24 protein-coding genes are annotated in these 24898 nt (G+C 47.3%); 10 read left to right on the top strand and 14 right to left on the bottom strand.

What is annotated here, in order from left to right; all coding sequences use genetic code 11:
* Positions 1–490: 490 nt before the first annotated feature.
* The gene (locus P3C17_RS14595) at positions 491–1909 is read right to left on the bottom strand and encodes a ricin-type beta-trefoil lectin domain protein (RefSeq protein ID WP_300930121.1); all 1419 of its coding nucleotides are present in this window, start codon (positions 1907–1909) and stop codon (positions 491–493) included.
* A 338-nt stretch (positions 1910–2247) separates the two neighbouring features.
* On the opposite strand from P3C17_RS14595, the gene P3C17_RS14590 reads away from it, so the two are divergent.
* On the top strand, positions 2248–3099 hold the full coding sequence (locus tag P3C17_RS14590; protein ID WP_300930120.1) for a transporter substrate-binding domain-containing protein: 852 nt from the start codon (positions 2248–2250) through the stop codon (positions 3097–3099).
* Here the strand turns inward: P3C17_RS14590 and pntB are convergent, their stop codons facing one another.
* From pntB to P3C17_RS14575, 3 genes are all read right to left on the bottom strand, one after another.
* On the bottom strand, positions 3100–4479 hold the full coding sequence (gene pntB / locus P3C17_RS14585) for a Re/Si-specific NAD(P)(+) transhydrogenase subunit beta (RefSeq protein ID WP_300930119.1): 1380 nt from the start codon (positions 4477–4479) through the stop codon (positions 3100–3102).
* 5 nt (positions 4480–4484) lie between these two features.
* Entirely contained in the window at positions 4485–6014 is a 1530-nt protein-coding gene (locus tag P3C17_RS14580; RefSeq protein WP_300930118.1) for a Re/Si-specific NAD(P)(+) transhydrogenase subunit alpha, read from the bottom strand.
* Positions 6015–6264: 250 nt separating this feature from the next.
* Complete coding sequence (locus tag P3C17_RS14575) at positions 6265–7056, bottom strand: alpha/beta hydrolase (protein ID WP_300930117.1); 792 nt, start codon at positions 7054–7056, stop codon at positions 6265–6267.
* Between the two features lie 219 nt (positions 7057–7275).
* Here P3C17_RS14575 and P3C17_RS14570 point away from each other — a divergent pair, with 219 nt between their 5' ends.
* Positions 7276–8112 (top strand): AraC family transcriptional regulator, encoded by an 837-nt coding sequence (locus tag P3C17_RS14570; protein WP_300930116.1) that lies wholly within the window; start codon positions 7276–7278, stop codon positions 8110–8112.
* Positions 8113–8218: 106 nt separating this feature from the next.
* Here P3C17_RS14570 and P3C17_RS14565 read toward each other — a convergent pair whose 3' ends face one another.
* The 3 genes from P3C17_RS14565 to P3C17_RS14555 form a co-directional block, all read right to left on the bottom strand.
* On the bottom strand, positions 8219–9475 hold the full coding sequence (locus P3C17_RS14565; protein WP_300930115.1) for a multidrug effflux MFS transporter: 1257 nt from the start codon (positions 9473–9475) through the stop codon (positions 8219–8221).
* 168 nt (positions 9476–9643) lie between these two features.
* A complete protein-coding gene (locus tag P3C17_RS14560; protein ID WP_300930114.1) occupies positions 9644–10375 on the bottom strand; it encodes a hypothetical protein in 732 nt (243 codons plus the stop codon).
* 346 nt (positions 10376–10721) lie between these two features.
* The gene (locus tag P3C17_RS14555) at positions 10722–11123 is read right to left on the bottom strand and encodes a hypothetical protein (RefSeq protein WP_300930113.1); all 402 of its coding nucleotides are present in this window, start codon (positions 11121–11123) and stop codon (positions 10722–10724) included.
* 171 nt (positions 11124–11294) lie between these two features.
* Between P3C17_RS14555 and P3C17_RS14550 the strand changes: the two genes are divergently transcribed.
* A complete protein-coding gene (locus P3C17_RS14550) occupies positions 11295–11834 on the top strand; it encodes a hypothetical protein (RefSeq protein ID WP_300930112.1) in 540 nt (179 codons plus the stop codon).
* An 83-nt stretch (positions 11835–11917) separates the two neighbouring features.
* On the opposite strand, the gene P3C17_RS14545 is transcribed toward P3C17_RS14550, so the two are convergent.
* Positions 11918–12511 carry a hypothetical protein gene (locus P3C17_RS14545; RefSeq protein ID WP_300930111.1) on the bottom strand — a complete coding sequence of 198 codons (594 nt, stop codon included), beginning with the start codon at positions 12509–12511 and terminating at the stop codon, positions 11918–11920.
* Positions 12501–13025, bottom strand: coding sequence for an RNA polymerase sigma factor (locus P3C17_RS14540; protein WP_300930110.1), 525 nt, complete (start codon positions 13023–13025; stop codon positions 12501–12503). Before P3C17_RS14540 ends, P3C17_RS14545 begins: the two co-directional genes overlap by 11 nt.
* 195 nt (positions 13026–13220) lie before the next feature.
* Between P3C17_RS14540 and P3C17_RS14535 the strand changes: the two genes are divergently transcribed.
* The 3 genes from P3C17_RS14535 to P3C17_RS14525 are packed head-to-tail and all read left to right on the top strand — an operon-like array spanning position 13221 to position 15160.
* Positions 13221–14687: an amidohydrolase family protein gene (locus tag P3C17_RS14535; RefSeq protein ID WP_300930330.1), complete on the top strand. Its 1467-nt coding sequence runs from the start codon at positions 13221–13223 to the stop codon at positions 14685–14687.
* Positions 14688–14734: 47 nt separating this feature from the next.
* Entirely contained in the window at positions 14735–14878 is a 144-nt protein-coding gene (locus tag P3C17_RS14530; protein WP_300930109.1) for a hypothetical protein, read from the top strand.
* A 3-nt stretch (positions 14879–14881) separates the two neighbouring features.
* Positions 14882–15160 (top strand): superinfection immunity protein, encoded by a 279-nt coding sequence (locus P3C17_RS14525; RefSeq protein WP_300930108.1) that lies wholly within the window; start codon positions 14882–14884, stop codon positions 15158–15160.
* A gap of 92 nt (positions 15161–15252) precedes the next feature.
* Here P3C17_RS14525 and P3C17_RS14520 read toward each other — a convergent pair whose 3' ends face one another.
* From P3C17_RS14520 to P3C17_RS14510, 3 genes are read right to left on the bottom strand one after another with little or no spacing between them, the layout of a single operon-like run.
* Positions 15253–17670 (bottom strand): ABC transporter permease, encoded by a 2418-nt coding sequence (locus P3C17_RS14520; protein ID WP_300930107.1) that lies wholly within the window; start codon positions 17668–17670, stop codon positions 15253–15255.
* Positions 17663–18352: an ABC transporter ATP-binding protein gene (locus tag P3C17_RS14515; protein WP_300930106.1), complete on the bottom strand. Its 690-nt coding sequence runs from the start codon at positions 18350–18352 to the stop codon at positions 17663–17665. Before P3C17_RS14515 ends, P3C17_RS14520 begins: the two co-directional genes overlap by 8 nt.
* A gap of 10 nt (positions 18353–18362) precedes the next feature.
* Complete coding sequence (locus tag P3C17_RS14510; protein WP_300930105.1) at positions 18363–19613, bottom strand: efflux RND transporter periplasmic adaptor subunit; 1251 nt, start codon at positions 19611–19613, stop codon at positions 18363–18365.
* Positions 19614–19852: 239 nt separating this feature from the next.
* Here P3C17_RS14510 and P3C17_RS14505 point away from each other — a divergent pair, with 239 nt between their 5' ends.
* The 4 genes from P3C17_RS14505 to P3C17_RS14490 all read left to right on the top strand — a co-directional run bounded on the left by P3C17_RS14505 (position 19853) and on the right by P3C17_RS14490 (position 23849).
* The gene (locus P3C17_RS14505) at positions 19853–21274 is read left to right on the top strand and encodes a sigma-54 dependent transcriptional regulator (protein WP_300930104.1); all 1422 of its coding nucleotides are present in this window, start codon (positions 19853–19855) and stop codon (positions 21272–21274) included.
* Positions 21264–22583 carry a HAMP domain-containing sensor histidine kinase gene (locus tag P3C17_RS14500; protein WP_300930103.1) on the top strand — a complete coding sequence of 440 codons (1320 nt, stop codon included), beginning with the start codon at positions 21264–21266 and terminating at the stop codon, positions 22581–22583. The genes P3C17_RS14505 and P3C17_RS14500 overlap by 11 nt, the downstream gene beginning before the upstream one ends.
* A 137-nt stretch (positions 22584–22720) precedes the next feature.
* Positions 22721–22960: a hypothetical protein gene (locus P3C17_RS14495; protein WP_300930102.1), complete on the top strand. Its 240-nt coding sequence runs from the start codon at positions 22721–22723 to the stop codon at positions 22958–22960.
* A 43-nt stretch (positions 22961–23003) separates the two neighbouring features.
* Entirely contained in the window at positions 23004–23849 is an 846-nt protein-coding gene (locus P3C17_RS14490) for a DUF2971 domain-containing protein (protein WP_300930101.1), read from the top strand.
* A 105-nt stretch (positions 23850–23954) separates the two neighbouring features.
* Here P3C17_RS14490 and P3C17_RS14485 read toward each other — a convergent pair whose 3' ends face one another.
* Both P3C17_RS14485 and P3C17_RS14480 read right to left on the bottom strand, forming a co-directional pair.
* Complete coding sequence (locus P3C17_RS14485; RefSeq protein ID WP_300930100.1) at positions 23955–24431, bottom strand: DUF86 domain-containing protein; 477 nt, start codon at positions 24429–24431, stop codon at positions 23955–23957.
* The gene (locus P3C17_RS14480; RefSeq protein WP_300930099.1) at positions 24421–24819 is read right to left on the bottom strand and encodes a nucleotidyltransferase domain-containing protein; all 399 of its coding nucleotides are present in this window, start codon (positions 24817–24819) and stop codon (positions 24421–24423) included. Before P3C17_RS14480 ends, P3C17_RS14485 begins: the two co-directional genes overlap by 11 nt.
* Positions 24820–24898 lie beyond the last annotated feature (79 nt).

Below are 24898 nucleotides of genomic sequence, written 5' to 3'. Positions count from 1 at the left end.
TAGGATAAAAAAGGACTGAGTGCAGTATCTACGCTCAGTCCTGTTCGTTAGCCCACTAAAAACTACAGAGCTTTGAAAATCGCCTCCACAGTAGCTTTGGCATCGACGGGCGGGAAAGAAAAATTATAATGGCACTCTACCCGGATAAAGTCGGCTGTTGTTTCGTTTTTTTAACACTCAATAGAGATGGGTTACTGGTCGTTGATTCTCGCGGAACAACCATTCAAACCACAGATGAATTGGTTACTCAGTTTTCGCTGGGCGCATTTATAATTGGCGAATAATCGCATAACAAGTTGCCGCAAGCCGCTGGATTGGCTTTGTCCTTGGTCAGGCCATTTTTCCGTCCTTTTATCCCAGTCCGATAGCGCAGGCGAACAGCCAGGTGTTTACTACAGCTTATGATGACTAACCTGGTATATAGTTAGGTTTGGGCGGCAATTAGCCGCCCTTTTTTATGGTGTCATTCTTTATACTGGCACCAGAGGCATCAGTTATTGATCCACTGCTGATTGCTGTTGTTGTGGCAGCTGTATTGGATTAGAACGGCCTGATCATTCAGGCTCGACGCTGTCACATCAACACAGCGGTTGCTGTAACGTGAGCGCAAACGGTAATAACCCGAGCCCATATCTTCTTTCAGCCATTGCTGGCTGTTGGAGCTACTGCAGTTGTTTTGTACCAGCTTAATATTGTTGGCTGTACTTTGACTGGCGAGATCCATACAAAATCCGCTGTGGTTTACTTTTAACCTGACATAACCACTGTTTGTGGCTTCAGTGTGCCATTGTTGATTGGTTGTGCTGCCACAACTGTATTGCTGCAATATGGCCCCTGAGCTTTGACTCAGTGCTGGTACATCGATGCATTTGCCACTCAAACGGGATTTGATCCGGCTGGAACTCGCTTCCAGAAAGGCCTGCATTGCAGGTCCGGGTCCACCACTTTGAGTAAAAGCGCCTAAAGTGTAACCCTGCCAGCTGGCATAAGCCTGAGGTTCCMAATAGAACACCGCTAAACCCATCCCTGCATTGACCGCTGCCACTTTGTTTATCAAATCGGCCACAATTTGTTTTGCTTGTGGATGATCCCATGGCGCTCCTACTTCGGCTACCATCACACCAGTACCGTAAGTTGCAGCCATTTCATTTAACGTATACAAACAGGCCGCATTGGCATTTTGCCAGGTGTAGCCCGGTGCATTGGTTGGATAGGCCGAGGCGGCGATAATATCGAAATTAGCGCCATTGGTTTTTAAGCCATTAAAAATCCAGCGGAAATTTTCCACATTATGGCAATTAGCCAGATGCACTATCACAGGAGTCGCAGGGAACACATCTTTTACTGCGTTGTAACCTGTGTTGGTCAGCCAGGCATAGTTTTGCATATTCAATGAAGCACGGCCTTCAGGCCATAACATACCATCGTTGGTCTCATTACCCACCTGCACCCAATCCGGCGTTATGCCAGCGTTACGCAGCTGCAACAGGCTGGTTCGGGTATGAGTCCAGACATTGTCCATCAGTTGTTGAAAACTATAGTTAGCCCAGGCTGCTGGCTTGGTTTGTTGGCCAGGATCAGCCCAGCTGTCGCTGTAATGAAAGTCGATCATCAATTTCATACCGGCAGCTTTCACTCGTTGAGCTTTGGCTAACACGTCGGCCATTCCGTTATAACCGTTCTGGGGATTAACCCAAACCCGTAAACGTACAGCAGTCATACCATGTTGTTTAAGTATCGGAAATACATCCTGTTGTGTGCCATTGCTGTTGTAAAACTGATAGCCGTTGGATTCCATTTCGGACAACCAACTGGTATCAGCTCCTAATACCACAGCGGCATAAGAAGCAGAGCTGGAGAAAAACAGGCAAGCCGAAGCCAGCCAGCATAAAAGTCGGCGAATAGTCATAAGTTACCCTTGTCGTTTGCTTTGATTATTATTCTGTGTCGGGTCTTTCCCAGCGGAGGCTCTTCAGAAAAGAGCAGGACGGCAAAAGTTATAGCAGTGAAGGTAAACGTTTACCAATATGTTTTTATACATTTTTTAGTTTTTTACTTATTCGTATGAATTTAAACAAAAAATAATATGTTAAACGGTTTCATTTTTGTCACCCGTCTTTGTATGTCACAGCAACAACAAAACCTGATATTTCAAATCTATCCAGGCCCTAAAATCAGCAGCTTTTCTTGTAAATCAATGAGCTGCATCTATTCTTAGTGCTGGTATTTTCATTTGTTGGTTTCATTATGACTTTTGTGATCAGCTGCGTGATGTTGTGTGCTCTGCTGCTGTTTCCTGCACAGCCCAGAGCAGAAGATGTGATCAAAATACGGCATTACCATTTGCAGCCCCGCCACGATTTTGCTTTAAAACTTCTGGAGCTGGTGCTGTTAAAAGCAGGTACTCCTTACCAAATTCTGGCGGTGAAATCGAATGAAGTACTGACAGAGGGCAGGGTGGAAAAAATGCTGTTGGATGGCGAGCTGGATATGCTGTTTATCTCCACTTCTGCAGCACGCGAGCGCACTATGATCCCGATTAAAGTTCCTATCTACAGAGGTTTACTCGGATTACGGTTGCTGCTGATCCAGCCACAAAACAATGAAAAATTTAAGCAGATAAAAAACCTGCAGGATTTGAAACCTTATGTGGCTGGTCATAACGTGCATTGGAGTGATTTTGCAGTTTTTAAGGAAAACGGCTTAAAGGTGGTTAGCTCTACCAGTTATGACGCTTTATTTGAAATGCTGAAACACAACAGATTTGATTACTTCTCCAGAGGTGTCAATGAAGTCTGGTCTGAATTGGCGCTGCATTCCGAAGACTTGATGATAGCCGACAATCTGATGTTGTTTTACCCGCACCCTGTGTATTTTTTTGTCGGTAAACACAGGCCTGAATTGGCTGCTTTAGTGGAAAAAGGTCTGGCAATAGCCACCCAGGATGGATCTTACAAAACCTTGTTCCAAAGTTATTATGCAGACACGATCAAGAAAGCGAATTTAAGCAGCAGAACTATGATTTTTCTTAACAATCCGGCTGTGCCCGCAGGCACAGCCCCTATTGATACCAGTTGGTGGTTGCCTCCGGATCGCTGACTACAGTGCTTTTAAAATCGCATCCACAGTAGCTTTAGCATCACCAAAACACATCTGAGTATTGTCTTTATAAAACAGAGGGTTACTTACACCAGAGTAGCCTGTGTTCATGGACCGCTTAAACACAATCACGTTGTGAGCTTTCCATACTTCCAGCACTGGCATACCAGCAATGGGGCTGGTTGGGTCTTCAGCGGCTGCAGGGTTGACTGTATCGTTGGCGCCTATCACCAGCACTGTGTCTGTGTCTACGAGGTCTTCATTAATCTCATCCATTTCCAGCACTATGTCGTAAGGCACTTTAGCTTCTGCCAGTAGTACGTTCATATGACCTGGCATACGACCTGCCACAGGGTGAATACCAAAACGCACTTTCACACCACGAGCTTTAAGCTTCTGGCATATCTCCGCCACCGGATACTGTGCCTGAGCCACTGCCATACCATAACCTGGGGTGATCACCACTGAACTTGAGTTTCTCAGCAAATCCGCCACGTCTTCAGCATTGATTTCACGGTATTCGCCTTGCTCTTCGTCGCCTGAGCTTTGTTTTGCATCCACCTGACCAAAACCTCCGGCGATGACGGAAATAAAAGAGCGGTTCATCGCTTTACACATAATGTACGACAAGATAGCGCCGGAAGAGCCCACCAAAGCACCTGTGACAATCAGTAAGTCGTTGGAAAGCATAAAACCTGCTGCAGCAGCGGCCCAGCCCGAGTAGGAGTTCAGCATAGACACCACCACTGGCATATCAGCGCCACCAATGGAGGCAACCAGATGCACACCAAACAGCAAAGCAATCAGCGTCATGATTAACAGGGCAGGTTCTGCGCCATCAAAGCTGACAAAATAAACCAGCAATAGAGCGGATGCGATTAAGGCCAGTAAATTCAATTTGTGTTTATGCGGAATATTTAAAGGTTTAGAGCTTGCTATACCCCGAAGCTTGGCAAAAGCCACCACTGAGCCTGAAAAGGTCACAGCACCAATAAATACCCCTAAAAACACTTCAGTTAAATGCACGGTAAGCTCTGCGCCAGTCGTGGTGGCGAACTCAAAAAAGCTGTTGTACCCCACCAAAACAGCGGCCAAACCAACAAAACTATGCAAAATAGCCACTAATTCAGGCATTTGCGTCATTTCAACTTTTAACGCCAGCCTAAGGCCTATGGCAGCACCTATAGCCAAAGCGATAAATAGCGGCAGCATTGCATCCATGCTGACGCCTGCAATGGTGGCGAGCAGGGCAATGGTCATACCCAAAATACCCAGCCAGTTACCACGACGGGCTGTTTCCTGTTGAGATAAACCGGCCAAGCTCGCGATAAAAAAAGCGGCTGCCACTATATAAGATGCTGTGATTAATCCTTGTGTCATGGCTGTTACTCCCCGCCTTTACTGAACATTTTCAGCATGCGCTGTGTGACGGTAAAACCACCCACTATATTGATGCTGGCAATAAGCACGGCAAAAAATGCCAGTACCTGCACCAGTAGTGAATCGCTGCTGATTTGTAGCAAAGCCCCCAAAATGATAATGCCTGAAATGGCATTAGTGACTGACATCAACGGGGTATGCAAAGCATGAGTCACGTTCCAGACCAGGTAGAAACCGACGACGCAGGATAGTAAAAACACCGTAAAGTGCGCTAAGAAATCACTGGGTGCTGAGTACCCTATCCAGAGTAATAACACCGCGGCTATGCCTATAAACCAGTTGGAATTAATGGATTTTTTCGGGACTGCCGGAGCTGTTGTGGCGGCTGCTACTGGTTTAGCTGTGGCGGTGACGCTGATGGCTGGAGGTGGGTAGGTGACTTCGCCCTGATGCACCACAGACATAGTGCGGATAATCACATCCTGCATATCCAGCACCATCTGGCCATCTTTGGTTTTGCATAAAAGTTTGGCTAAGTTCACCAGGTTGGTGCCATAGAGCTGTGAGGACTGAGCCGCTAAACGGCCTGGTAAGTCGGTGTAGCCTATCACTTTGACGCCTGATGCTGTTTCTGTGATTTGACCTTGTACTGTGTATTCACAGTTACCCCCTGTCGCCGCTGCTAAATCAACAATAACAGAGCCTGATTTCATCGAGTCGACCATCTCTTTAGTGATGAGCTTTGGAGCCGGTCYGCCTGGGATAAGCGCTGTGGTAATAATAATGTCGACTTCTTTGGCCTGAGCGGCAAACAGCGCCATTTCAGCGGCAATAAATTCATCCGACATTACTTTGGCATAACCACTGGACGACGAGCCATCTTCGGCAAATTCGAGTTTTAAAAACTCACCGCCCAACGACTCAATTTGTTCTGCTACTTCAAGCCGGGTATCAAAAGCCCGCACTATAGAACCCAAAGAACGTGCAGCGCCAATAGCAGCAAGACCCGCGACGCCAGCACCAATCACCAGCACTTTTGCGGGTTGCACTTTACCTGCTGCGGTAATTTGGCCACTTAAAAAACGGCCAAAACTATGAGCTGCTTCAATGACGGCGCGGTAACCGGCAATATTCGACATCGAAGACAAAGCATCCAGCGATTGAGCGCGCGAAATACGCGGCACCATATCCATCGCCAGTACATTTACCCCCTGTGCGGCAAGGCGGGCCACTAAATCAGGGTTTTGCGCTGGCCAGATAAAACTCACCAGCGTGCTGCCTTTTTGCAGTTGGTCAATTTCCTGCTCTGTAGGGGCATTGACCTTATAAATCAGCTCGCTGGCCCAGAGTTTTGTGCTGTCGGCTATGCTGGCACCGGCCTGACTATAAGCGTCATCGCTAAAACCTGCCAAAGCTCCAGCGCCCGCTTCCACCAGCACAGTAAAGCCTAATTTACGCAGTTGCTCCGTGGTGGCTGGTGTAGCCGCCACCCGGGTTTCGTCTTGTAGTGTCTCTTTGGGGATTGCAATAAACATCCTGACCTCGTCCTTTTTTTGTCGGGCCAGTAGTTTTCCGGCCCCTTATGGTTTTGATTCTGCGCACATTTGCTTATCGCACCTGCAGTTTGAGGATAGTCGGCTATTTGGTTTTTGCTGTTTGTGTTTACAAAATGGAGAGTGCCAGTAAGTAAATCGCAGGAGATTTGGCGGGCGGAGTGATGTGATTCAATACTGTAAAGAAAAACCCCGAGTAACGCTCAGGGCTTTTTAGGACTTGATAAGGCCGTTATTTACCCGTGGCTTCTGCCGCTTCAACAATCAGCTGTGCAACTTGCTGTGGGTTTGATGTCATCACCACATGAGAGGCATCTTTGATTTCAACAATCTTTTTTGCACCAGCACGCTCGGCCATAAATTTCATTGCAGCGGCCGGGATATTTTTATCGGCAGTACCGTAAATGGCCCAGGATGGAGTTTTTTTCCAGGCAGGAGCCCCTGATGCTTCATGCAATGCTGCTTCAGTGACTGGGCGTTGAGTGGCGGCCATTAAGGCTGCTTCAGCTGCAGACACATCTGCTGCAAATTGAGCATGAAATTTATCCTGCTGAATATACAAATCTTTGTTGCCATCTTTTAATACCACAGGAGCAGCAAGTGTTGGACCTAAGGTGCCACCTGGATAACGTCCTGATAATTCGGCAATATTTTCACCTTGTTCAGGAGCAAAAGCTGCTACATAAACTAAAGCTTTAATTTTTGTCTGATCGGCAGTCTGATTGCTGATCACCGAGCCACCATAAGAGTGACCCACTAAAACAACCGGACCTTTGGTGTTTGCCACTACATCAGACAGATAAGCTGCATCGCTTTTTACACTGCGCAGTGGGTTAGCGACAGCAATCACCGGGTAACCTTGTTCATGCAGTTCAGCAACTACGCCATTCCAGCTTGAAGATTCAGCAAAAGCACCGTGTACTAATAAAACCGTTGGTTTTTCTGCTGCAAAAGCGGCGGCGCCAAAGGTCAGGCCTAGTGTTGTTATAGCTGTGGTTAATAAACGTGATTTGAAATTAGTCATGTTAGTTTCCTTCTGGGTTTGCAAGCTTAGTGAATGAGTTGCGATCTTTTGATCGCGCTCAGTTGTTTAATTTTTTGCTCGCTTCAGGTGGAGTTGCTGTTTTCCCCTTGTTAGCGGCTGTGATTATAGTAAGCCGTCTTTCTTTCCTTTTGGGTTCAAATAGTCTAAGTTATGCAACAGATCGTCTAATTTGGTTTTATTTAACACAGAAGGATATTGATGGATAGGTTATCAACCTTGTTAGCCCAATTTGGTATGCACGCCACCACTATTTTTGGGGGTGTGCTTAGGGCTGAAATGGGTTTTGCTGTCACCGACAGAACAGCCAAGTTGCATTTGTTACGCTCTGGTGATGCAGTATTGCAACTGGAACAGCAAAAAACCGTGCAGATCACAGAGCCAAGTTTGTTATTTATCCCAAGGCCTTGTAGTCATAGCCTGAACACTGTGCAAGGGCCGAAATCCGATCAGCAAGTGGAGCTGGTATCAGCGTCATTAAGTTTTGATGGCGGGCTGGATAACCCACTGACCACGGCTTTACCGGCTTATGTGCTGATGCCTTTGGCTGAAATTTCTATGCTCAGTGGCAATCTGGATTGGTTGTTTGATGAAGCTTTTGCGCAGCATTGTGGCAAAAATGCGGTGCTCAACCGCTTGTTTGAACTGGTGGTGATCCAGTTGCTGCGCTATATGATGGCCAACAGCAGTGTGTCGACCGGTATGATGGCCGGGCTTGCAGATTTACGGCTGTCGAAAGCTGTGACTTTAATGCATGACCAGCCCGCCAGGGCCTGGACTGTGGCTGAACTTGCTACTGCCGCCAGCATGTCCAGAGCAAGTTTTGCCGCCAAGTTTCATAAAGTGGTGGGCATAACGCCAGCCGATTATCTGGTGAGTTGGCGGGTCAGTCTGGCACAAAAACTATTGCGTGAAGGTCGCCCTATAGCTCTTATTGCCGACGAAGTAGGCTATGAAAGCCCGTCAGCTCTGGCCCGCACTTTCAGGCGGAAAACCGGCAATAGCCCAAGAGAGTGGCTGCAGTTACAGGCGAATTAAATGCGTTGTAACCGGGCAGCTGTTACTTCATAGGTATGAAAAAGCCCATGTTGATCATGGGCTTTGTTTTATGATTGCGCCTGTTTAAAAAACGAAAGGGCGGCGATCAGATAGAGTCTGAAAAGACTGCCGGTTGTTCCTGCTCTTTGTGCTTCTCTTTGTACTTCTGCGCAAAAGTTAGAATCGCCATACTGATGCTGCCAAAAATCAAAAAGCCGGCTGTCACGGGAATTAGAGTACCGTTGTACATCTGCCCTATCACCGTGCCTATGGTCATCGACATAATGGACGAGGTCGAGCCAATAATAGCGGCTGCTATGCCCGCTACATGACCCATAGGTTCCATCGCCATGGCGTTGATATTGCCAAACACCAGACCAAAGCAGAAAAACAGCACCGAAGCGTACAGCACAAAAGTCCACAGCTGTATTTCAATGACTAAATGAAGTGCTAAAAATAAGGCTGAGCTGATAATAATTCCCCAGACAGCGCGGTTGGATAAATGCTGCATCCCCCATTTTTGCACCAGACGGGAGTTCACCAAAGAGGCCGCGCCAAAGACTATGGCCAGTAAACCAAAGTACAAGGTAAATAACTCGCCTGTTTTGAATAAGTCCTGAAATATTTGTTGTGATGAGTTCAGATAGCCAATAAAGCTGCCAAAAAACAACCCCATACAGATCATGTAGCACAGCGTTGGCACGTTGCTGATCACTTCCTTAAAACCTTCAACAAAGCCTTTAGTACTCATGGCAATACGATGCTCTTTCGGCAGTGTTTCTTCTAAGCGCATGAAAATCCACACCACAATAAGCAATGCATAAAATACATAAAGCACAAAAATATCACGCCATGAGCCTACCCATAGCACAGCCTGTCCCAGGCTTGGAGCTAAAGCCGGCACCATGACAAATATCATCATCACCAGCGACATAATACGCGCCATATCATTGCCGGAGTATTTGTCCCGCACTATAGAAATAGCCGATACATAAGGGCCTGATACGCCCAAGCCCTGCACAAAACGGCCAAACAATAAGGTATTGATATCGGTGGCGAAATAACAAATCACAGTGCCGACTAAAAACAGCGCTATACCACCGTTTAATACTTTTTTACGGCCAGTGGCATCCGACAGAGGCCCACAAATCAGTTGGCCAATCGCCATACCAAAAAACAAAGCACTGACCACCAATTGCGCCTGATTCGGATGGCTCATGGCAATATCTGCACGAATAGCGTCCAGCGCTGGTAATAATGCATCAATAGAGATGGCAACAATAGACATCAAAAGCGCCACCAGCAGGGTAAATTCGCCGGTAGAAATACGCGACTTAGGCGCATGAGTGGAGTAATCAGACATTCACAGCATTCCTTGTTTAAAACGGCCCGAAAAAGGCGGAGCTAGTTTACCTTCTTTACCGGACTTGGGTGGTGGCAAATCTAAACAAATTTGGCAGTAGTCGGTTACAGATGAGGTTAATCGACAGGAATTGAGGATATAGGCAGTTTCACTTTGGAGGGGCTCAGATCAGAAAGAGGGCAGCTTTTTTTCCGCATTTCTTTTCAGTTGAGCTGAAATGTTATCGTTTAATTCAAGCCAGCTAAAGTCTTTATTCCAGGCTTTTTTAAAGTCTTCTCCGCCTTGTGAGTTATTCAGTATTTCTTTTAAATCAAATACTGTTGAAAAATTACTTTCATTGACCTCGTAGTCTGACCAGCCCATAGTTCCGAAGTCTAAATGTGCTAAGAAACTAGACCTAAAATCCTTAGCTGCGCTCACAAAATCTTCGTTGGCATTCAATTTTTCCAGTATGAAAGCTTTTTCATCATTGCTCAGTTGGCCTGTAATTTCCAGTTCACCTGATTGATTCATTGATATACCCCAGTCTTTACTGAATAATTCAGGCTGCTTGCTCCTTATCTCAGCCATGATTTCGTCATACTGAGAAAACATTTTTTCAACAGATTGAGACACTTCACCGCCAGGCATGTAAAGATTGAACATGGCCGTCGAATTCCTGAGTAGCGCCTTTTTTTCGATTTCCGGAGTCGTTAAAACATGATTTGACACTATAGTCATTGACTTGTTATAGGTTGGGTCAGGTTCTTGGTGTTGATTTTTGTGATAAGTATCTTCGGCTAGTCGCGCCAGTTCACTATTTAATTGCTCTTCACTATGTACAGCTTTTTTGACTTCCAGTGCCGGGCTGTTCGACATAAATAGGGATGCTTGGTTTGGATCCTGTGGATTAACTTTCATGTCACTTCCTTGTTCTTCCGCTATTAGTTTGTTGTCGGCAAGAGATCCTCTTACTTGAGTTTTTTTATCAATAAAGTTACCGCTCATTTACTTATGGATGAGGGTATTACCTTAAATAGATAAAGGTTCTCTCCACTACCTACAGTTTTTGTCTGGGACAGAGAATTTCAGCCTCTACCAGTAGCTGAGTAGCTGATTTCTATTGCGGGCATCTTCGTTATAGATTTCAGCTAAGAATATCCATTTCTCTGTATTGTTCAGCCTGTTCCAGGGGGGTAAATCCGCAAATCAGTAAGAATTGAGGCTTACCACCTTAGTTGTTGCTATTTCGGTTGCTAAACCCGGCTCAGTTATTGCTGATTAGCTGCAGCACAGGCTGTACCCGACGGCCAAAATAGATTTGTACTGTGACTTGTTGACCAGCCGCCAGGCTCAACTCGAATTCCTGCGGAAAGATACGGCTGCAGTCGGCCATTAAAGCCACTAAATGTTCCTGATTAAACATACGCTGGCCACCAGCACCATTGGTCAGGGTAACAATAGCCACACGTTCGCCGTTATCTGCGGCCAGCAATGCATAGTTATCCAGGATCAGATCGCTGCGTCTGGGCACAATGTTTTTATCCCGCTGACAATTTAACTCCACTTCTTTAAATGGCGAAGGTTCAAACCTTAGCACCTTATCTCTGTCCGGCTCATAGGCATGTACACTGGTACTTAGCAGGGCCAATAACAACCACTTATTCATTACTACCTCAATAGTTGCAAAAAGGTTACATTAACGTATTTTTATCCAGTTGCCCAGCCGCTTAAACTTCAAGGTTGTATTAAGTTGTAACCACTCTTATGTGGTTGTTATTACTGCTATAAATGCTTTACAGTAACTAGCATTAATCAGTGTAAAAGGAATTGTAAAGACATGGCAACTGCGTACAGCTTTAAGAACCCGGAAATGATTATCGCGGGATCCGCACTCATCGTTAGTTTAATCACGGCTTTTGCCAGTATTTACTCAGCCTTTATTGATAGGGCCTACGCCAGATCCTCGGTATGGCCAAGAGTGGAAATTCATAGGACCTACAATAATAATGATGAACCCTATTTTTCATATATCGTTAACAATAAAGGCACTGGGCCTGCGGTGATCAAATACGCAAAGCTGAGCTATGAAAACAAACCCGTCAAAAGCTGGCCCAGCTATCTGGAAATGCGCAGTGGCCGTACTATTGGGCATACGCAATCTCATATAGGCTCTAAAGTGTTGTCGGCTGGCGAGTCCATTAAACCAATGGAAACCAGGGATAAAGAAGTTGCAGCTCTGTTGGCTGACGAAGATGGTCTGCATATCGAACTTTGTTATTGCTCTATTTACGACGAGTGCTGGCTGGCAGACAGGATGAATGAACCCATCCTTGTTGCTCAGTGCACCATAGAGGATAAAGAACGGTTTTTGCAGTAAGGGAGAGCCGGCGCACAGCAGCATTATTTGTTACGCGGCGCCGAATTGAGCAAGAATGCAGCTACTGCCTGATGCAAAAGTGGCTACAGGCTGCGCTGGAAATCATCTGCTAAGCGGCTGAGTTCTTGTAGTTGTGTTACTTTTTGTCGTTTTTTTTGCTGCAAACGCAACATCATCAGCAGACAAAGCGGGCATACCACCAGACTGTAAAACAGCAACAGGTCTGTGGGGATCTCTGCAAGTTTCCTCCACTCTAGCAGCCACAACAAGCCGGAGAATAAGATCAAGGCAACACAGGACAACTGCGTATAGAGGTAGTAACGCAGTGTGAGCTGACAGGCCCGGGCGCGAAATTGCACTAAACCGCTGCTGCTCCAGTTGTCATAGGCCAGTATAGGTCTGTGCACTGTCCAGCCGATATAAGCTGTGCTAAGGGCCCCGCATGTGAGGAACACAGCAGCCAGATACCCCAGCCATCCCGGCATAGTAAAGGCTAACCAGCAAGCTGTGGTCAGCATCACTACTGCACTAAGCCATTCGCCGTACATCAGCCATTTTTGTTGGCGTTGACGCTTTGTGGCTTGTGCGAGATCCGTCTCGTTGGGCAACTGTTCGGTTGGGGTTTTCTGTTGTTGCCAGCTTTTTGTCAGGGCGGCAAAATCAAAATTATCTGCCATTTTGCATGATCTCCATCAGTTCTGTTTTAGCGCGATTTAACCGCACTCGTACTGCCCCCTGGCTTAACTGCAGAATTTCTGCGATCTCCGGGGTATCCACATCTTCCATCGCCAGCAAAATAACCTGGCGGTTGGCTGCGGATAAGCGCCGTACTGCCTGCATTAACTGTTGGCTTTGCTGCTGCTCTCCAACTTCCGCTGAAGGGCAATCCTGCACAAACTGATGCAGGCTGTCGTCATCCAGCGGCTGCCACTGTTGGCGTTTTGCTCTGGCTATATGATCCACTGTCACGTTGTGCACAATGCGAAATAAATAGGCGCGTGGCATTTCTGCTGCCTGAATACGTGCCGCTGACTGGTGTAGCGCCAGAAAAATATCCTGCTTTAAATCCTGCCGTGCTGCCGGGTCTGCTTCGCATGCCATCAGAGTGCGGCTGATGGCGCCCTGATTTTGTTGCCACAGTTCTAACAAAAACTGCTCCGGCGACATAAAGCTGGTGGTGGATAGAGTCAAAAAACCTCCCTGTTCAATATCTTAGAGTTTTTATCGAAGTTATCACTCTGCTCTTAGTAAGTCTGCCCTTGTTGGCAAAGTGTTACAAAAATAAATAAAAAAATTTTTGTAACAGCTGACAAAAACAGCACGACTTCTTAAGCAAACACAACAAGTTCACTTACCTTGGCTTTAAGGAGTCTTACTTTGAAAACAATGACTTTAAAAAAATCAGTCCTGTTTTGCCTGATTTCAAGCTGTTCTCTGCCACAGGCCGTCGCTGAAAAACCAGCTGCGCAGGCCGGGACAGTGCTGTACCACAATGCCACTTTAATAAATCCCGCTACAGAGCAGCAATTGAGCGATGGTTGGTTGCTGGTCAAAGATGGTCGCATAGTGCAAATGGGCCAACAGCAACAAGGTGATGGCCGCTTACCTGCAGCGACTCAGCAGATTGATGTACAGGATCAGTTTCTGATGCCAGGTCTGATAGATGTGCATCTGCATCTGACCGCAGGGCCACACAGAGTCGAGATGCAGGATGGTCGGCCAGTTATGACGCTAAAAGGTCATAGCGAACTGACCCGCTATCATGCACTGAGCACTCTGGCTACTGGTGTGACTACCGCTTTTAGCCCAGCAGGTGAACCAGAGGCTAACGCTGAATACGCCAAACAGCAGAGAGCTGGACACTGGCCTGGTCCAAAGTTGAGTTATGCCGGTTTTGTATTTGAACCTACTCCCATTATAGGGGGATCTGTGCATCCAAAAGATGAAGCCGGCTGGCGAGCTGAAATCAGCAGACAAAAGTCGCTGGGTGCAGAGTACATCAAACTCTATCAGGGCTTAACCAAAGAAGAAGTGGCGATGGGGATAGATTTGGCCAAAGCGGCTGGATTGAAAACCATAGCGCACCTTGATGGCGTCAGCTGGCAATATGCCGCCGATCTGGGTATTGATGCCTTAACTCATGCCTTGCCTACCAGTGCAGAGCTATTAACCGGTGAGGGTAAAGCCGCTTATGTAGCCGAACGTAAAATTCCGCATAGCGCCCGCTTTGTTTATAGCTGGTTTAAACACGTTGATTATGACAGCGCACCTATGCAACAGCTTATCGACACTCTGGCCCGCCAACAAACCCGGATTGATCTGACGTTAGTTGCGAATGAACTGATGTACTTCGCCCGCGAGTTGGAAACCTTATACCCGGAACAGGATATGTGGGTGTATCACCCACAAATGCGCAAGCGCTGGCGCACGACATTGGCTGCGCCCAGTTATGACTGGTCAACAGAAGAAATGGCGACAGCACAGCAACAAATACCCAAGGTACAGCAATTGTTTAAACGCCTGTATGACGCCGGTGTGCCGCTGGCTATTGGCACCGACAGCGTCGCCAGCGGGCCATTTTACCTGCGCGAACTGCAACTTAGCCAAGCTGCTGGCCTGACAAACTGGCAGGTTTTGCAACTGGCGACCAGCGGCGGCGCACATCATCTGGGCCTGACCGATCATGGTCAGCTTAAAACAGGTTATGTCGCCGACTTTATTGTGCTGAAAAGCGACCCACTGCACGACCTGAAAGCGCTAAATACGCTGCATACAGTGGTGCAGCAGGGCAGAGCCTGGCCTGTGGATAAGTTAAAAACTGAGTTGGCATCCCTGTCTGATCTCAAATTTTAAGCTTTTAAAAAACTAAGGTACTTCACAATCGCCACGAGGATTATTTGATGGAAACTTTAAACTACTGTGTTTCTGAGCTGACGACTGAGCTTCACTCCACCGACGCTGAATTTCTGGTGCTTTTTATGGTGTTCTGGCTGGTCGCTTCGGTACTGCAAAACAAATTACAAATGAACGATAACGAGGAGTAAGACATGGAAACTTTACAACAATTTTTCGATAGCTTTATGCAAGCTTGGCAACAAGCTGATCTGGCATTTTTATTGATGTTTGGTCTGTTGTTCTTCGTGGTCTGGTTTTTGCCAAGCCTGCTGGCTTTGGCCTTTAACCGCCAGCACGCTGGTAAAATTGCCTTGCTCAATATACCTGCAGGTTTTTCCTGGATAGCCTGGGTGGCTCTGATGGTATGGGCTATAACCGGCAAACTGGGCGATAAACTGGCTACGAAAGCCCGCTTAAAACCAGTGGTGTAAACAACTGCTTTTGTTTATCGCAAGCTGCTGCCTGTTTAGTTGCAGGCAGCAGTGTTTTAAACCACAGAATTAACGTTTTATATGCGTCGGTATCACTGCTGCCTTAACACCATAGCCGGTTTGCGTCCCGCAACTTGCCAGGCCAATGCCGCAACTGTGCACCAGCAAATAGCGAAGGTCGCTGCTGCCGCCAGCAGATACCAGAGTGGGTTTTGGCTGATGCGTACGCTGAATTCACTTAGCCAGCTATTCAGTGCCCAGAAAGTAGCCGGTATAGCCAGCACAGCACTGATAGCCATCAGTTTTATATATTCACTGGCCAGTAAATTCACCAGATTAAAACGCCCTGCGCCCAGTACTTTACGCATTGCCACTTCGCGTGAGCGTTGCTCTGCGCTAAAAGCGGCCAGACCAAATAAACCAACGCAAGTGAGAGCTATGGCCAGCGCGGCAAATAGTGCTATGACTTTGCCCTGACGTTGCTGGTTCTGGTAAATCGCATTGTAGTCATCAGTCAACCAGCTTAGTTTTAAGTCCTGACGCTGCAGGCGCTCAGTCAGCAGGTCTTGTACTTTGGCACGGGCGGCAAGGGCCTGTTCTGGTTGCATACTGAGCAGTATATTGGCGTACGTCATAGGAGAGCGGCCGCAAATCAAAATTAAAGGCTCTTGTTGTTTTAAGGCGGACCCTATCTGAATATCTGCAACTACACCCACCACCTGCATACGCAGTACAGGAACGTCTCCAGGCAGCAGCCATTGCTGACCAATCACGTCCTGCAGATTTTCGTAGCCCGCTTTACGTGCCAGCGATTCGGTAATGATCACTGCAGCTGTGGCATGATCGCCATGTCTTTGATACCAGTCGCTTTGGTAGGTTTCGCTAAAATCGCGACCTGCCAGCAAGGTCAGGCCTGCGGTTTTGGCAATATCAAAACCTGTGCCCATCTGCGAAATAGGTGGCAGCTCAGTGTCTTGAGTTTGGCCTGGTAACTGAATAGTCATCGCCTGAGAAATAGTATCTGTGATTTGCATATCCAGCATAGATACTGCATTGACACCTTCTACCTTTTGCAGACTTTGTAACAGGTTTTGATTTTCAGCATGAAACAACAGGCTGTTATCCATACCATTGACCATTAATCTGGCCTCACGCTGATAGCCTGTGCTCTGGTTTTGCAGCAGTTGTAATTGCTGCTGAAGTACAACGCTTGCCACCAGTAAACCTATAGTAATAGCGCCCTGCAGCACCAGTAAGCCTTTACGTAACCAGACAGCGGTGTTGCCTCGTTGAAAATCACCACTCAGTACTTTTTTCGCATCAAAGGCTGAGATAAATACCGCGGGATAGACACCGGCCAGAGCACCGACACTAAACACACTCGCCAGCAAAATCAGGCCAAAATTGCCGACATAATTCAGCTGAAGAGGGCGGTTCACCAAAAGGTTAAACTCTGGCAATACCAGCTCAACAACAACAGCGGCCAGTAAACCAGCACAGCAGGCGATCAATAAGGATTCCAGCATAAACTGCACAAACAGCTGGCTACGGCTGGCACCCAGCGCTTTGCGTACACCTACTTCTTTAGCCCGCATTGCAGCTCGTGCTGTGCTCATATTGATAAAGTTGATGGCAGCAATCAGCAGCAATAAGGCCGCCAACACCAGACAGATATTCACAGTAGCTGCTGAACCATTGACTTTAAATTCATAAGCCAGGCTGGAATGCAGATGGATATCCGTCAGGGCGCGTAGTTGCAGTTCCATCACTTGGCCGCCATCATAAGCTTGCTGATTCAACTGAGTAGTTAATTCGCGCAGCATAGCGGCTTGATCAAAATCGGCTGGTAATTGGATATAGCTATAGACGTTGTTGACCACCAGGCGACCAGCCGCTACTTCATCGCTGATCCGGCGCAATGAGCCCGCCTGAAAATGGCTTTGTTCAGGCATACGATATAAAGCGCTGACACTATAACGCTGCTCGCCAAGCTGCAATTGCTGGCCAAGTACAGTAGTGTTGCCGAATAACCTCAAGGCCTCTTGTTCAGATAAAGCGATTTGGTTTGGCTGCGTCAAAGCCGCAGTTAAATCGCCTTGCAGCACCTCAATCTGGAAAAAATCCGTGATATTGGCATCCACAGCTTGAGCCCATTCCAGAGATAGTTTCTGGTTTGAACCTGTCATGCTTAACTCCGGCGCCCCTGTGTTGATCCGGGTCACTTGAATCCGCTTGTCATAGTTTTCCAATATAGCTTTCATTGCCGGGCTGGAAACCGGGAAGCGCTGGTTCACTGGCAGGAAAAACTGCTCCAGCCGGTAGCTATTTTCGGCATTCGGGTGCATGGTGTCATAACCCAGTTCATAACTGGCGTAGAGTAAAATTAATAAAGCAGAAGCCAGCCCTGTCGTTAATCCCAGCAGGTTCAGCGCTAAATGCGTCTTATGGCGCAATACGGCACGCACGCCAGTGATGAAATAATTACCCAGCATCGTCAGTGAGTTAAGCATATTTGGCCTCCAGCGCACGCTCGGTAATGATTTGACCATCCAGCATCCGTACTATACGGCTGGCGTAACGTGATTCATGTTCAGAGTGAGTCACCATCACCACAGTGGTGCCTTCGCGGTTGAGCTGACGCAGCATCTGCATGACTTCTTCACTGTTTTTAGAGTCCAGGTTACCTGTAGGTTCGTCGGCTAAAATCAGCGCAGGGTTAATCACCAAAGCACGGGCTACCGCAACCCGTTGTTGCTGACCACCAGAGAGCTGCAATGGCAAATGATCGGCCCTATGATCGATTTGCATGCGTTTTAAGATGGCTTCCACCCGGCTTTTACGTTCAGAAGCGGCTATGCCTTGATACTGCAAAGGCAGTTCAACATTCTGAAATACCGTCAGCTCATCAATCAGGTTAAAGCTTTGAAACACAAAACCAAGCTGGGTTTTGCGCAGCTGTGCTAATTGTTTTTCGCTGTAATGGGCTATGTCGGTGCCCTGAAACAAATAAGCGCCACAACTTGGGCTGTCCAGCATGCCCAGAATGCTCAGTAAAGTGGATTTACCGCAGCCAGAAGGGCCCATAATGGCGACGAAATCACCTTGTTCAATCACTAAATCAATCTGATTCAGCGCTGTGGTTTCAAGTTCTGCGGTACGAAATACACGGTTTAATTGTTGTAACTGGATCATAAGGCTGTCCTTAGTGTTGTAGTTGAATAGTATCGGCTTGTGCGAAATCGCGATAGCCGGAAATGATCACCTGATCGCCAGCGTTCAGGCCGCTGACAATTTCAATCTGATTGGCGCTTTGTTTACCCAGAGTGACGGCTTGTTTGCGAGCAGTGGCTGTTTTGCTGTCGAGCAGATAGACATACTGGCCAGCACTGTCGGTCAGGTAAGCACCGCGTGGCAGTACCAAGGCATCACGCTGCTGGGCTTCGAGTTGCAGTGTTAAGTTCACCGACTGGCCACGTTTCACCTTGTGTTCACCCGGCAGAGTAAATTCAAGTTGRAACTGGTTATTGACGACCCGGCTGTCAACCCGGCTGACTGTCAGTTGCAAGTCCTGTTGATTCAGGCTGGCATTGGCTTGCATGCCGGTGCTAACACGGCTTAAATAAAACTCATCAACACTGGCGACTAACTTGTAGCGGTCCGGGATATCAATTTGACCCATGCGGCTGCCCGGAGCGCGGGATTCACCGGCTTCGACGTTAAACTCGCTCAGATAACCGCTGACCGGAGCCCGCACCAACAGGTTTTGCACATTCTGGCGGGCAAATTCGAGGTTTTTGGTCAGCATAGCCACACTTTCACTTAACTGGCTTAATTGCTGTTTACGAATGGCTTCGTCCTGCTTCTGCTGCTGTTGTGTCAGCTTCAATCGCTCCTGCTGATAACGTAAATCCTGTTGCAAATTCAGCAGTGTTTCTTTGGCCAAAACGCCGCTTTTGACCAATGGCTCTGTCTGCGCCAGATTACGTTTGAGCGTCACCAGTTGATGTTCAATATCCAGCACATCACGTTTCAGGTTTAATCTGTTGGTTTCAATGGTCATTTGGGTATTACGTAGAAAATTCATCTGCTCTGTGACCTGAGCTTCACGGCTGATCAAATCCAGCTGTAATGCTGTGTTGCTAAGCTTGACCAGAGGCTGGCCTTGGGTCACAAACTGACCCTGCTCAATCAGTTTTTCTTCAACCCGGCCACCTTCAATCACATCCAGGTACACCGTCTGCTGCGGCATCACATTGGCGCGCAGTGCTATGCTTTCCTGCAGGCTTTGCTGCTGCACCAGGGCTGTGCTGACTGAGCTTAGTGGCAAGGCCAATGACATTTGAGCACTGGCTTGCCAGGTACTGCCAAACCAGGCTGTGCCTGCAAGCATTGCAACCACGATAGCTGGTGCTGTCAGGCGACGGCGGGTTGTGGGCGTGATTTTTTTATCCATTGGTATGCTCCAAAAAATCGTGTTCAGTGAGCTTTCTAACGCAATGGCTGTGCCAGATTGTAAGTTATTGTTTATCAATGGTTTATTGTTTTATGTTGTTTGGAACTGTCCGCTGGTGATACAACAGACTGTCCATAAATGGACAGTGTGAAAAAACCTTAAGCTATTGGATTTAAAAGACTGTTGCGAAGGCATGGCGTTTTCGGTAGGGTTCTGGAATCAACCGCAAGGACGTAGTCATGAAACAGCCCTATAAGGTACTGGTACTGGATGATAACCACGACATTCTGATCGCCAGCCGTATTTTTTTGAAGCAGCATTATACCCAGGTCGTGACCTTACATGAGCCTGCTTTATTAGTCAGTACGCTGCAGGATCCGCCAGACGGCCTGCCTTTTGCTTTGCTGTTGCTGGATATGAATTTCAGCCGCGATACCCAAAGTGGCGAAGAAGGTTTGTTTTACTTAAAACAGGCATTAAAGGCGCAACCAGAGCTCAAAGTAGTAATGATGACCGCTTATGCGGCCTTACCTTTGGCGGTAAAAGCTATGCAAAGTGGTGCTGCGAATTTTATTGCAAAACCCTGGCAGAATGAGCAGTTATTGCAGACGCTGCAACAGGCGGTGCAACAGCCAACTCAGCACACCTCTGCTCAACCCTGGTCTGCTCAACAGAGCCCAGCTTCGCGCGCAGCATCCGAAAACACTGCAACTGACACTATTCCACTTTTAGGTGACAGCCCGGCTATGCAGCAGGTACTGCGCACCATTGAAAAAGTAGCTGCCACTGACGCCAATGTATTGCTGCTGGGCGAAAGCGGCACAGGCAAAGCGTTGGTCGCTCAGGCTATTCATCAGGCCTCTAAACGCGCGGCTGCGCCTTTTGTCAGTGTGGATATGGGCAGTTTAAGCACCAGCTTGCTGGAAAGTGAGTTGTTTGGTCATAAAAAGGGCGCTTTTACCGACGCCAAAACCGACTATGCCGGCCGTTTTGTCGAGGCCAATGGCGGTAGTCTGTTGCTGGATGAACTAGCCAATCTGGCCCTGCCACAACAAGCCAAACTGCTGACTGCACTGCAAAACCGCACTGTGGTGCCTGTTGGCGCCAGTCAGGCTGTGGCTGTGGACATTCGTTTAATTTGCGCCACCAACGAAAACCTCTATCAGGCTGTGACAGAGGGCAGCTTCCGGCAGGATTTACTCTACCGTATCAATACGGTGGAGATGGTGTTGCCACCCCTTAGAGATCGCAAAGAAGATATCTCTTTGCTGCTGGATTGGTATCTGCAGCATTATTGCCAGCGTTATCAGCGCGACGGTTTACAGATAAGCGCTGCCGATAAGCGCACTCTGCAAAGTTATGACTGGCCAGGTAACGTACGGCAACTAGCGCATGCAGTAGAGCGTGCAGTGGTATTGGCTGAAGCTAATATGCTGGATTTCAGTCAGTTGCAAAGTTCAGCGCTGACACCCACTACAACGACTCATGCAACTGCAGCCTCGGAGCAAACAGCGGACACTGATTTTTTCCTTGAATTTGTTGAAGAAAAAACCATTCGTCAGGCGCTGCAGTATTATCAGGGTAATGTCAGTCAGGCAGCTAAAGCGCTGGGCTTAACCCGTGGCGCTTTATACCGGCGGTTGGAAAAATATGGCCTTTAATATGCGTTTGCTGCTCTTGCTTGGCAGTTTTACTGTGCTGCTGATTTTAAGCTACCGACAGTGGCAGAGCGGAGCATCGGCCTTTGCCGTTGCCTTAACTTTGGCAGCGGTATTAGCGGCCTGGTTGATTTGGCAACACTGCAGCACCCGCCAGCGCCAGACTGCTTTGGTGCTTAAAGCTTTGGCGAATCAGGATACTTCATTAAACCTGCGCGACCAGCCAGAACTGCAGCAGTTACTGGCCCAGGTTCAGTTGCAATTAGGCAATAGCCGCCAGCAGGCTGAAGCCAAAGCTCAGTATTTGCAAACCCTGCTGAGTCAGTTGGATGTCGCGGTACTGGAATTTTCAGCTGATGGACAACTGTTACAAGCCAACCCGGCAGCGCTGCGCTTGCTCACTGCAGCGCAACAGCAACAACTGCAACAAGGTCGCTTCGATGAGGCTAACTTAGCGCAATTGGCCACTATACTGTACAGCACCACCACGCATCATCAGGGCCAGTTGCAATGGCAGCAGCAAGGCCACACAGACCGGCTGGCGCTGAGCATTGTTTGCAGCCGAATTCAGGGCCAGCTGCGTAAACTGGTGACGCTGCAAAGTATTAATCAGGCGCTGCTGCAACAAGAAGTGCAGGCTTATCAGCAACTGACCCGGGTGTTGACGCACGAAATTGCCAACTCTGTTACCCCTATGGCGTCTTTGGCGCAAAGTTGCCAGCAGATTTTGCCTGTCGCCGATACGTTGTTAACTCAGGATGATCATGCAGATCTTTGCGAAGCGCTGACGACCATTCACAGGCGCGGCCAGCATCTGGCTGATTTTATTCTGTCCTTTAAACAGTTAAGCCAGCCGGTACAAGCCGATTTACAGCAGACTGATCTGGTGGCTATTGTCAAAAATTGTCTGGCTTTACAGCGTGATGCCCTCAGTCAGTCCGGAGTAGAGCTAAAGACTGACTTCCCTGCTCATGCCCTGTTATGGCTGGATGAAGCGCTGATGGAACAGGTGCTGATTAACCTGCTGCAAAATGCGCTGGATGCGATGCAGCACAGCGAGCATAAACAGCTGAGCGTAACGCTTGAACGTAATACACAGCAGCAATGGCAACTGGAGATCAGCGACAGCGGACCAGGTATTGCACCCGACGTAGCACAGCAAATTTTTATTCCGTTTTTTACCACCAAGGCCACAGGTTCAGGCATTGGCTTACCTTTATCGCGGGCCTTATTGCAGGTGCAGGATGCTCAATTAGAGTACAAACCAGCAGATCAAAGCGGTAGTTGTTTTAGTATACGTTTTGGGCAGTAGCTTTGTAGCAGATAAGACTCTAAAGCTTTACAGGTACAAGCGAGTCATTGTATGTTGAAGTTCAGCCTTCCGGGCTGTTTCTATACAGTCAGGCTGCTTATTAAATTTCACGCCATTTCATCATTTAAGGACAGATCATGAATATTCTGAAAGATAAAACCGCACTGATCGCCATCGCAGCCACAGCTGCATTATTACTGATGGGTTATGCCAACGTGAAGCAGGTAAACTCCAATAAACAGCTAAGCACGCAGATCGAAAAGCTAAGCTCTCAGCTTGAACAACTCAACGGCAAGTCAGCAGAACTGCAGGAGCAAGTGGATGATCTGGCACAGCAGTTAACAGCCAAACCAAGGCAGTTGGTGGCTGGTAGATAGTTTGTTTAACAACTGACCCTATATCGTAAAAAAAGAGGACATAGTGCAGTTATTCAAGTATTTACATCCTGATCGTATAGATGTGCTTGAAAATAAATCTATACGGTTTTCCCAACCATTGGTATTTAACGATCCCTTTGAATTTAAGCCTGTGATATCGGATATAGTTTCGGGTGAGTTTTTCCAGGCATATTTAGAGGAACACCTCGAAAGTATTGCGGATGAACAGCTGTTGAAATTACCACCGTCATACAGGGCTGTTGTCAACAAACAACAGCTAAAAGATTTAATTCAGAATCAATTTGCAGATAACAGCGCACTGTTTACAGACTTACTAAAGAAATCAGCAAAGGAAGTGTCAACTGTCTTTTCGGTTAAATCCAACGAGATGATTGGAGTGCTCAGCTTAACTGAAAAAAATGACAATTTATTGATGTGGTCACATTATGCTGATTCACATCGCGGGTTCTGTATTGGTTTCGATTCTAACCATCCTTTTTTTAACCAAAAGCGTTCAGAAAAAGACGAGTTTTATCATTTAAGAAAAGTTATTTATTTAAGTCGAAGACCATCTAAATCAATGATGGATATGGATGGCACTGACTTACTTTTGTTGAAATCCGATGTGTGGGAGTATGAGCAGGAGTGGAGAATGTGCTCATCTTTAACTGATGCGGATCTTGTATTCGATTCAGTATCTCCATCCGTTCATCTTTTTAAATTTCCGTACGATGCCTTAAAAGAGGTGATTATTGGTGCTAATGCAGGAAAAAAAATCTTGGAAAAGATCACTAACCTGATTAAGCAAGACTCTGAACTTAGCCACGTCATTATTAGACGGGCTGGCGTTTCTGAAAGTGAGTATAGATTGACATTTACTGATTTATGAGGAGGTCATTTAGATGATGAAATTCGGCGTCAGATTTCGTTTCTGCCACTCAAATTTTACTCCGATTGCTCAGTTTGATATGAATTCACGGTCAGACGTTCAAACCTACTTACCTCCAAGCAAAATCCGGCATAACAGCTGAAAATCCTGTAAACGATGCAGAATGACATGTTCGGTGACTGCAAGTTGTAAACGTTGATACTCGTGTAACGCTATATTCCGAAAACCAATCATTTTTTTCAGATTGTCGGCAAGTTCAGCAGGAATAAAATCAGCTGTGGCTAACAGGCTAAACACATCGCGGGAGCTTTGCGGCACACCAAGCTTATGCAGGCGGATCAGATGCTGACCCATATCAAGTGCTGCTTCACAGGCGCGTTGGATATTCAAAATGGCCGCATCCTGACGGGTAAAGTCGCTAGCAAAAGTTGCTGGGTTTTTATTGTATTCGTCCAAAGCGCGATGGATGCAACGCTCTATAGTCGCAGCCTTGTTGAGTAGCACATCATCAGGTTGCGTATCAGAAAGCTGTTTACCTGAAGGCTTCTCACCAGAAAGCAGAGAGTCATTATCAACGGTCATAAACAGACCCATCCTTTTTAATATCAGCTAAGAGTCCGGCGCGGGCTTCGTTGAGTGTGGTCATTGCCGACAGCAGCGTGGCTTCATAGCTACCTATATCTTGATCAACTGCGTAAAGCCGCTGTCCTTTGGTCAAAATTTGGTATTGCATCACGGTGGAAGCGGCACGAAAATCCAGCAAATCCACTTCACAGTGCAGCAGCTCTGCGAGATCGCTACAGATATCCCATAAATCAATTGCATCGGCATAACCTGGCACCAGTACGGCTAAATCCAAATCGCTGTTCTGGTCTGCAGTGCCTGCGACCTGACTGCCAAAAGCATACACAGCCATAAGACCTGGCAAGCGCTGTTGCAATAGTTTAACGATAAGAGGAAAGTTCAACATAATCACTTGTTTGCTGCATCTGTTCTGTCAATCATAGTAACTTTTAACCCCCAGCACGACAAATTAAAACACGACAAAT

The sequence above is a fragment of the Rheinheimera sp. 1928-s genome, assembly GCF_029269265.1.
Classification (GTDB): domain Bacteria; phylum Pseudomonadota; class Gammaproteobacteria; order Enterobacterales; family Alteromonadaceae; genus Pararheinheimera.
This window is presented reverse-complemented; position numbering and strand designations above follow the sequence as displayed.

Excerpts from the sequence above, each read along its gene's own strand:
- P3C17_RS14555 (WP_300930113.1), bottom strand. The coding sequence starts at position 11,123 with ATGAATAAGTGGTTGTTATTGGCCCTGCTAAGTACCAGTGTACATGCC.
- P3C17_RS14505 (WP_300930104.1), top strand. The coding sequence starts at position 19,853 with ATGAAACAGCCCTATAAGGTACTGGTACTGGATGATAACCACGACATT.
- P3C17_RS14590 (WP_300930120.1), top strand. The coding sequence starts at position 2,248 with ATGACTTTTGTGATCAGCTGCGTGATGTTGTGTGCTCTGCTGCTGTTT.
- P3C17_RS14565 (WP_300930115.1), bottom strand. The coding sequence starts at position 9,475 with ATGTCTGATTACTCCACTCATGCGCCTAAGTCGCGTATTTCTACCGGC.
- P3C17_RS14480 (WP_300930099.1), bottom strand. The coding sequence starts at position 24,819 with ATGTTGAACTTTCCTCTTATCGTTAAACTATTGCAACAGCGCTTGCCA.
- P3C17_RS14515 (WP_300930106.1), bottom strand. The coding sequence starts at position 18,352 with ATGATCCAGTTACAACAATTAAACCGTGTATTTCGTACCGCAGAACTT.
- P3C17_RS14545 (WP_300930111.1), bottom strand. The coding sequence starts at position 12,511 with ATGGCAGATAATTTTGATTTTGCCGCCCTGACAAAAAGCTGGCAACAA.
- pntB (WP_300930119.1), bottom strand. The coding sequence starts at position 4,479 with ATGACACAAGGATTAATCACAGCATCTTATATAGTGGCAGCCGCTTTT.
- P3C17_RS14550 (WP_300930112.1), top strand. The coding sequence starts at position 11,295 with ATGGCAACTGCGTACAGCTTTAAGAACCCGGAAATGATTATCGCGGGA.
- P3C17_RS14560 (WP_300930114.1), bottom strand. The coding sequence starts at position 10,375 with ATGAAAGTTAATCCACAGGATCCAAACCAAGCATCCCTATTTATGTCG.
- P3C17_RS14500 (WP_300930103.1), top strand. The coding sequence starts at position 21,264 with ATGGCCTTTAATATGCGTTTGCTGCTCTTGCTTGGCAGTTTTACTGTG.
- P3C17_RS14485 (WP_300930100.1), bottom strand. The coding sequence starts at position 24,431 with ATGACCGTTGATAATGACTCTCTGCTTTCTGGTGAGAAGCCTTCAGGT.
- P3C17_RS14525 (WP_300930108.1), top strand. The coding sequence starts at position 14,882 with ATGGAAACTTTACAACAATTTTTCGATAGCTTTATGCAAGCTTGGCAA.
- P3C17_RS14530 (WP_300930109.1), top strand. The coding sequence starts at position 14,735 with ATGGAAACTTTAAACTACTGTGTTTCTGAGCTGACGACTGAGCTTCAC.
- P3C17_RS14520 (WP_300930107.1), bottom strand. The coding sequence starts at position 17,670 with ATGCTTAACTCACTGACGATGCTGGGTAATTATTTCATCACTGGCGTG.
- P3C17_RS14495 (WP_300930102.1), top strand. The coding sequence starts at position 22,721 with ATGAATATTCTGAAAGATAAAACCGCACTGATCGCCATCGCAGCCACA.
- P3C17_RS14575 (WP_300930117.1), bottom strand. The coding sequence starts at position 7,056 with ATGACTAATTTCAAATCACGTTTATTAACCACAGCTATAACAACACTA.
- P3C17_RS14570 (WP_300930116.1), top strand. The coding sequence starts at position 7,276 with ATGGATAGGTTATCAACCTTGTTAGCCCAATTTGGTATGCACGCCACC.
- P3C17_RS14535 (WP_300930330.1), top strand. The coding sequence starts at position 13,221 with ATGACTTTAAAAAAATCAGTCCTGTTTTGCCTGATTTCAAGCTGTTCT.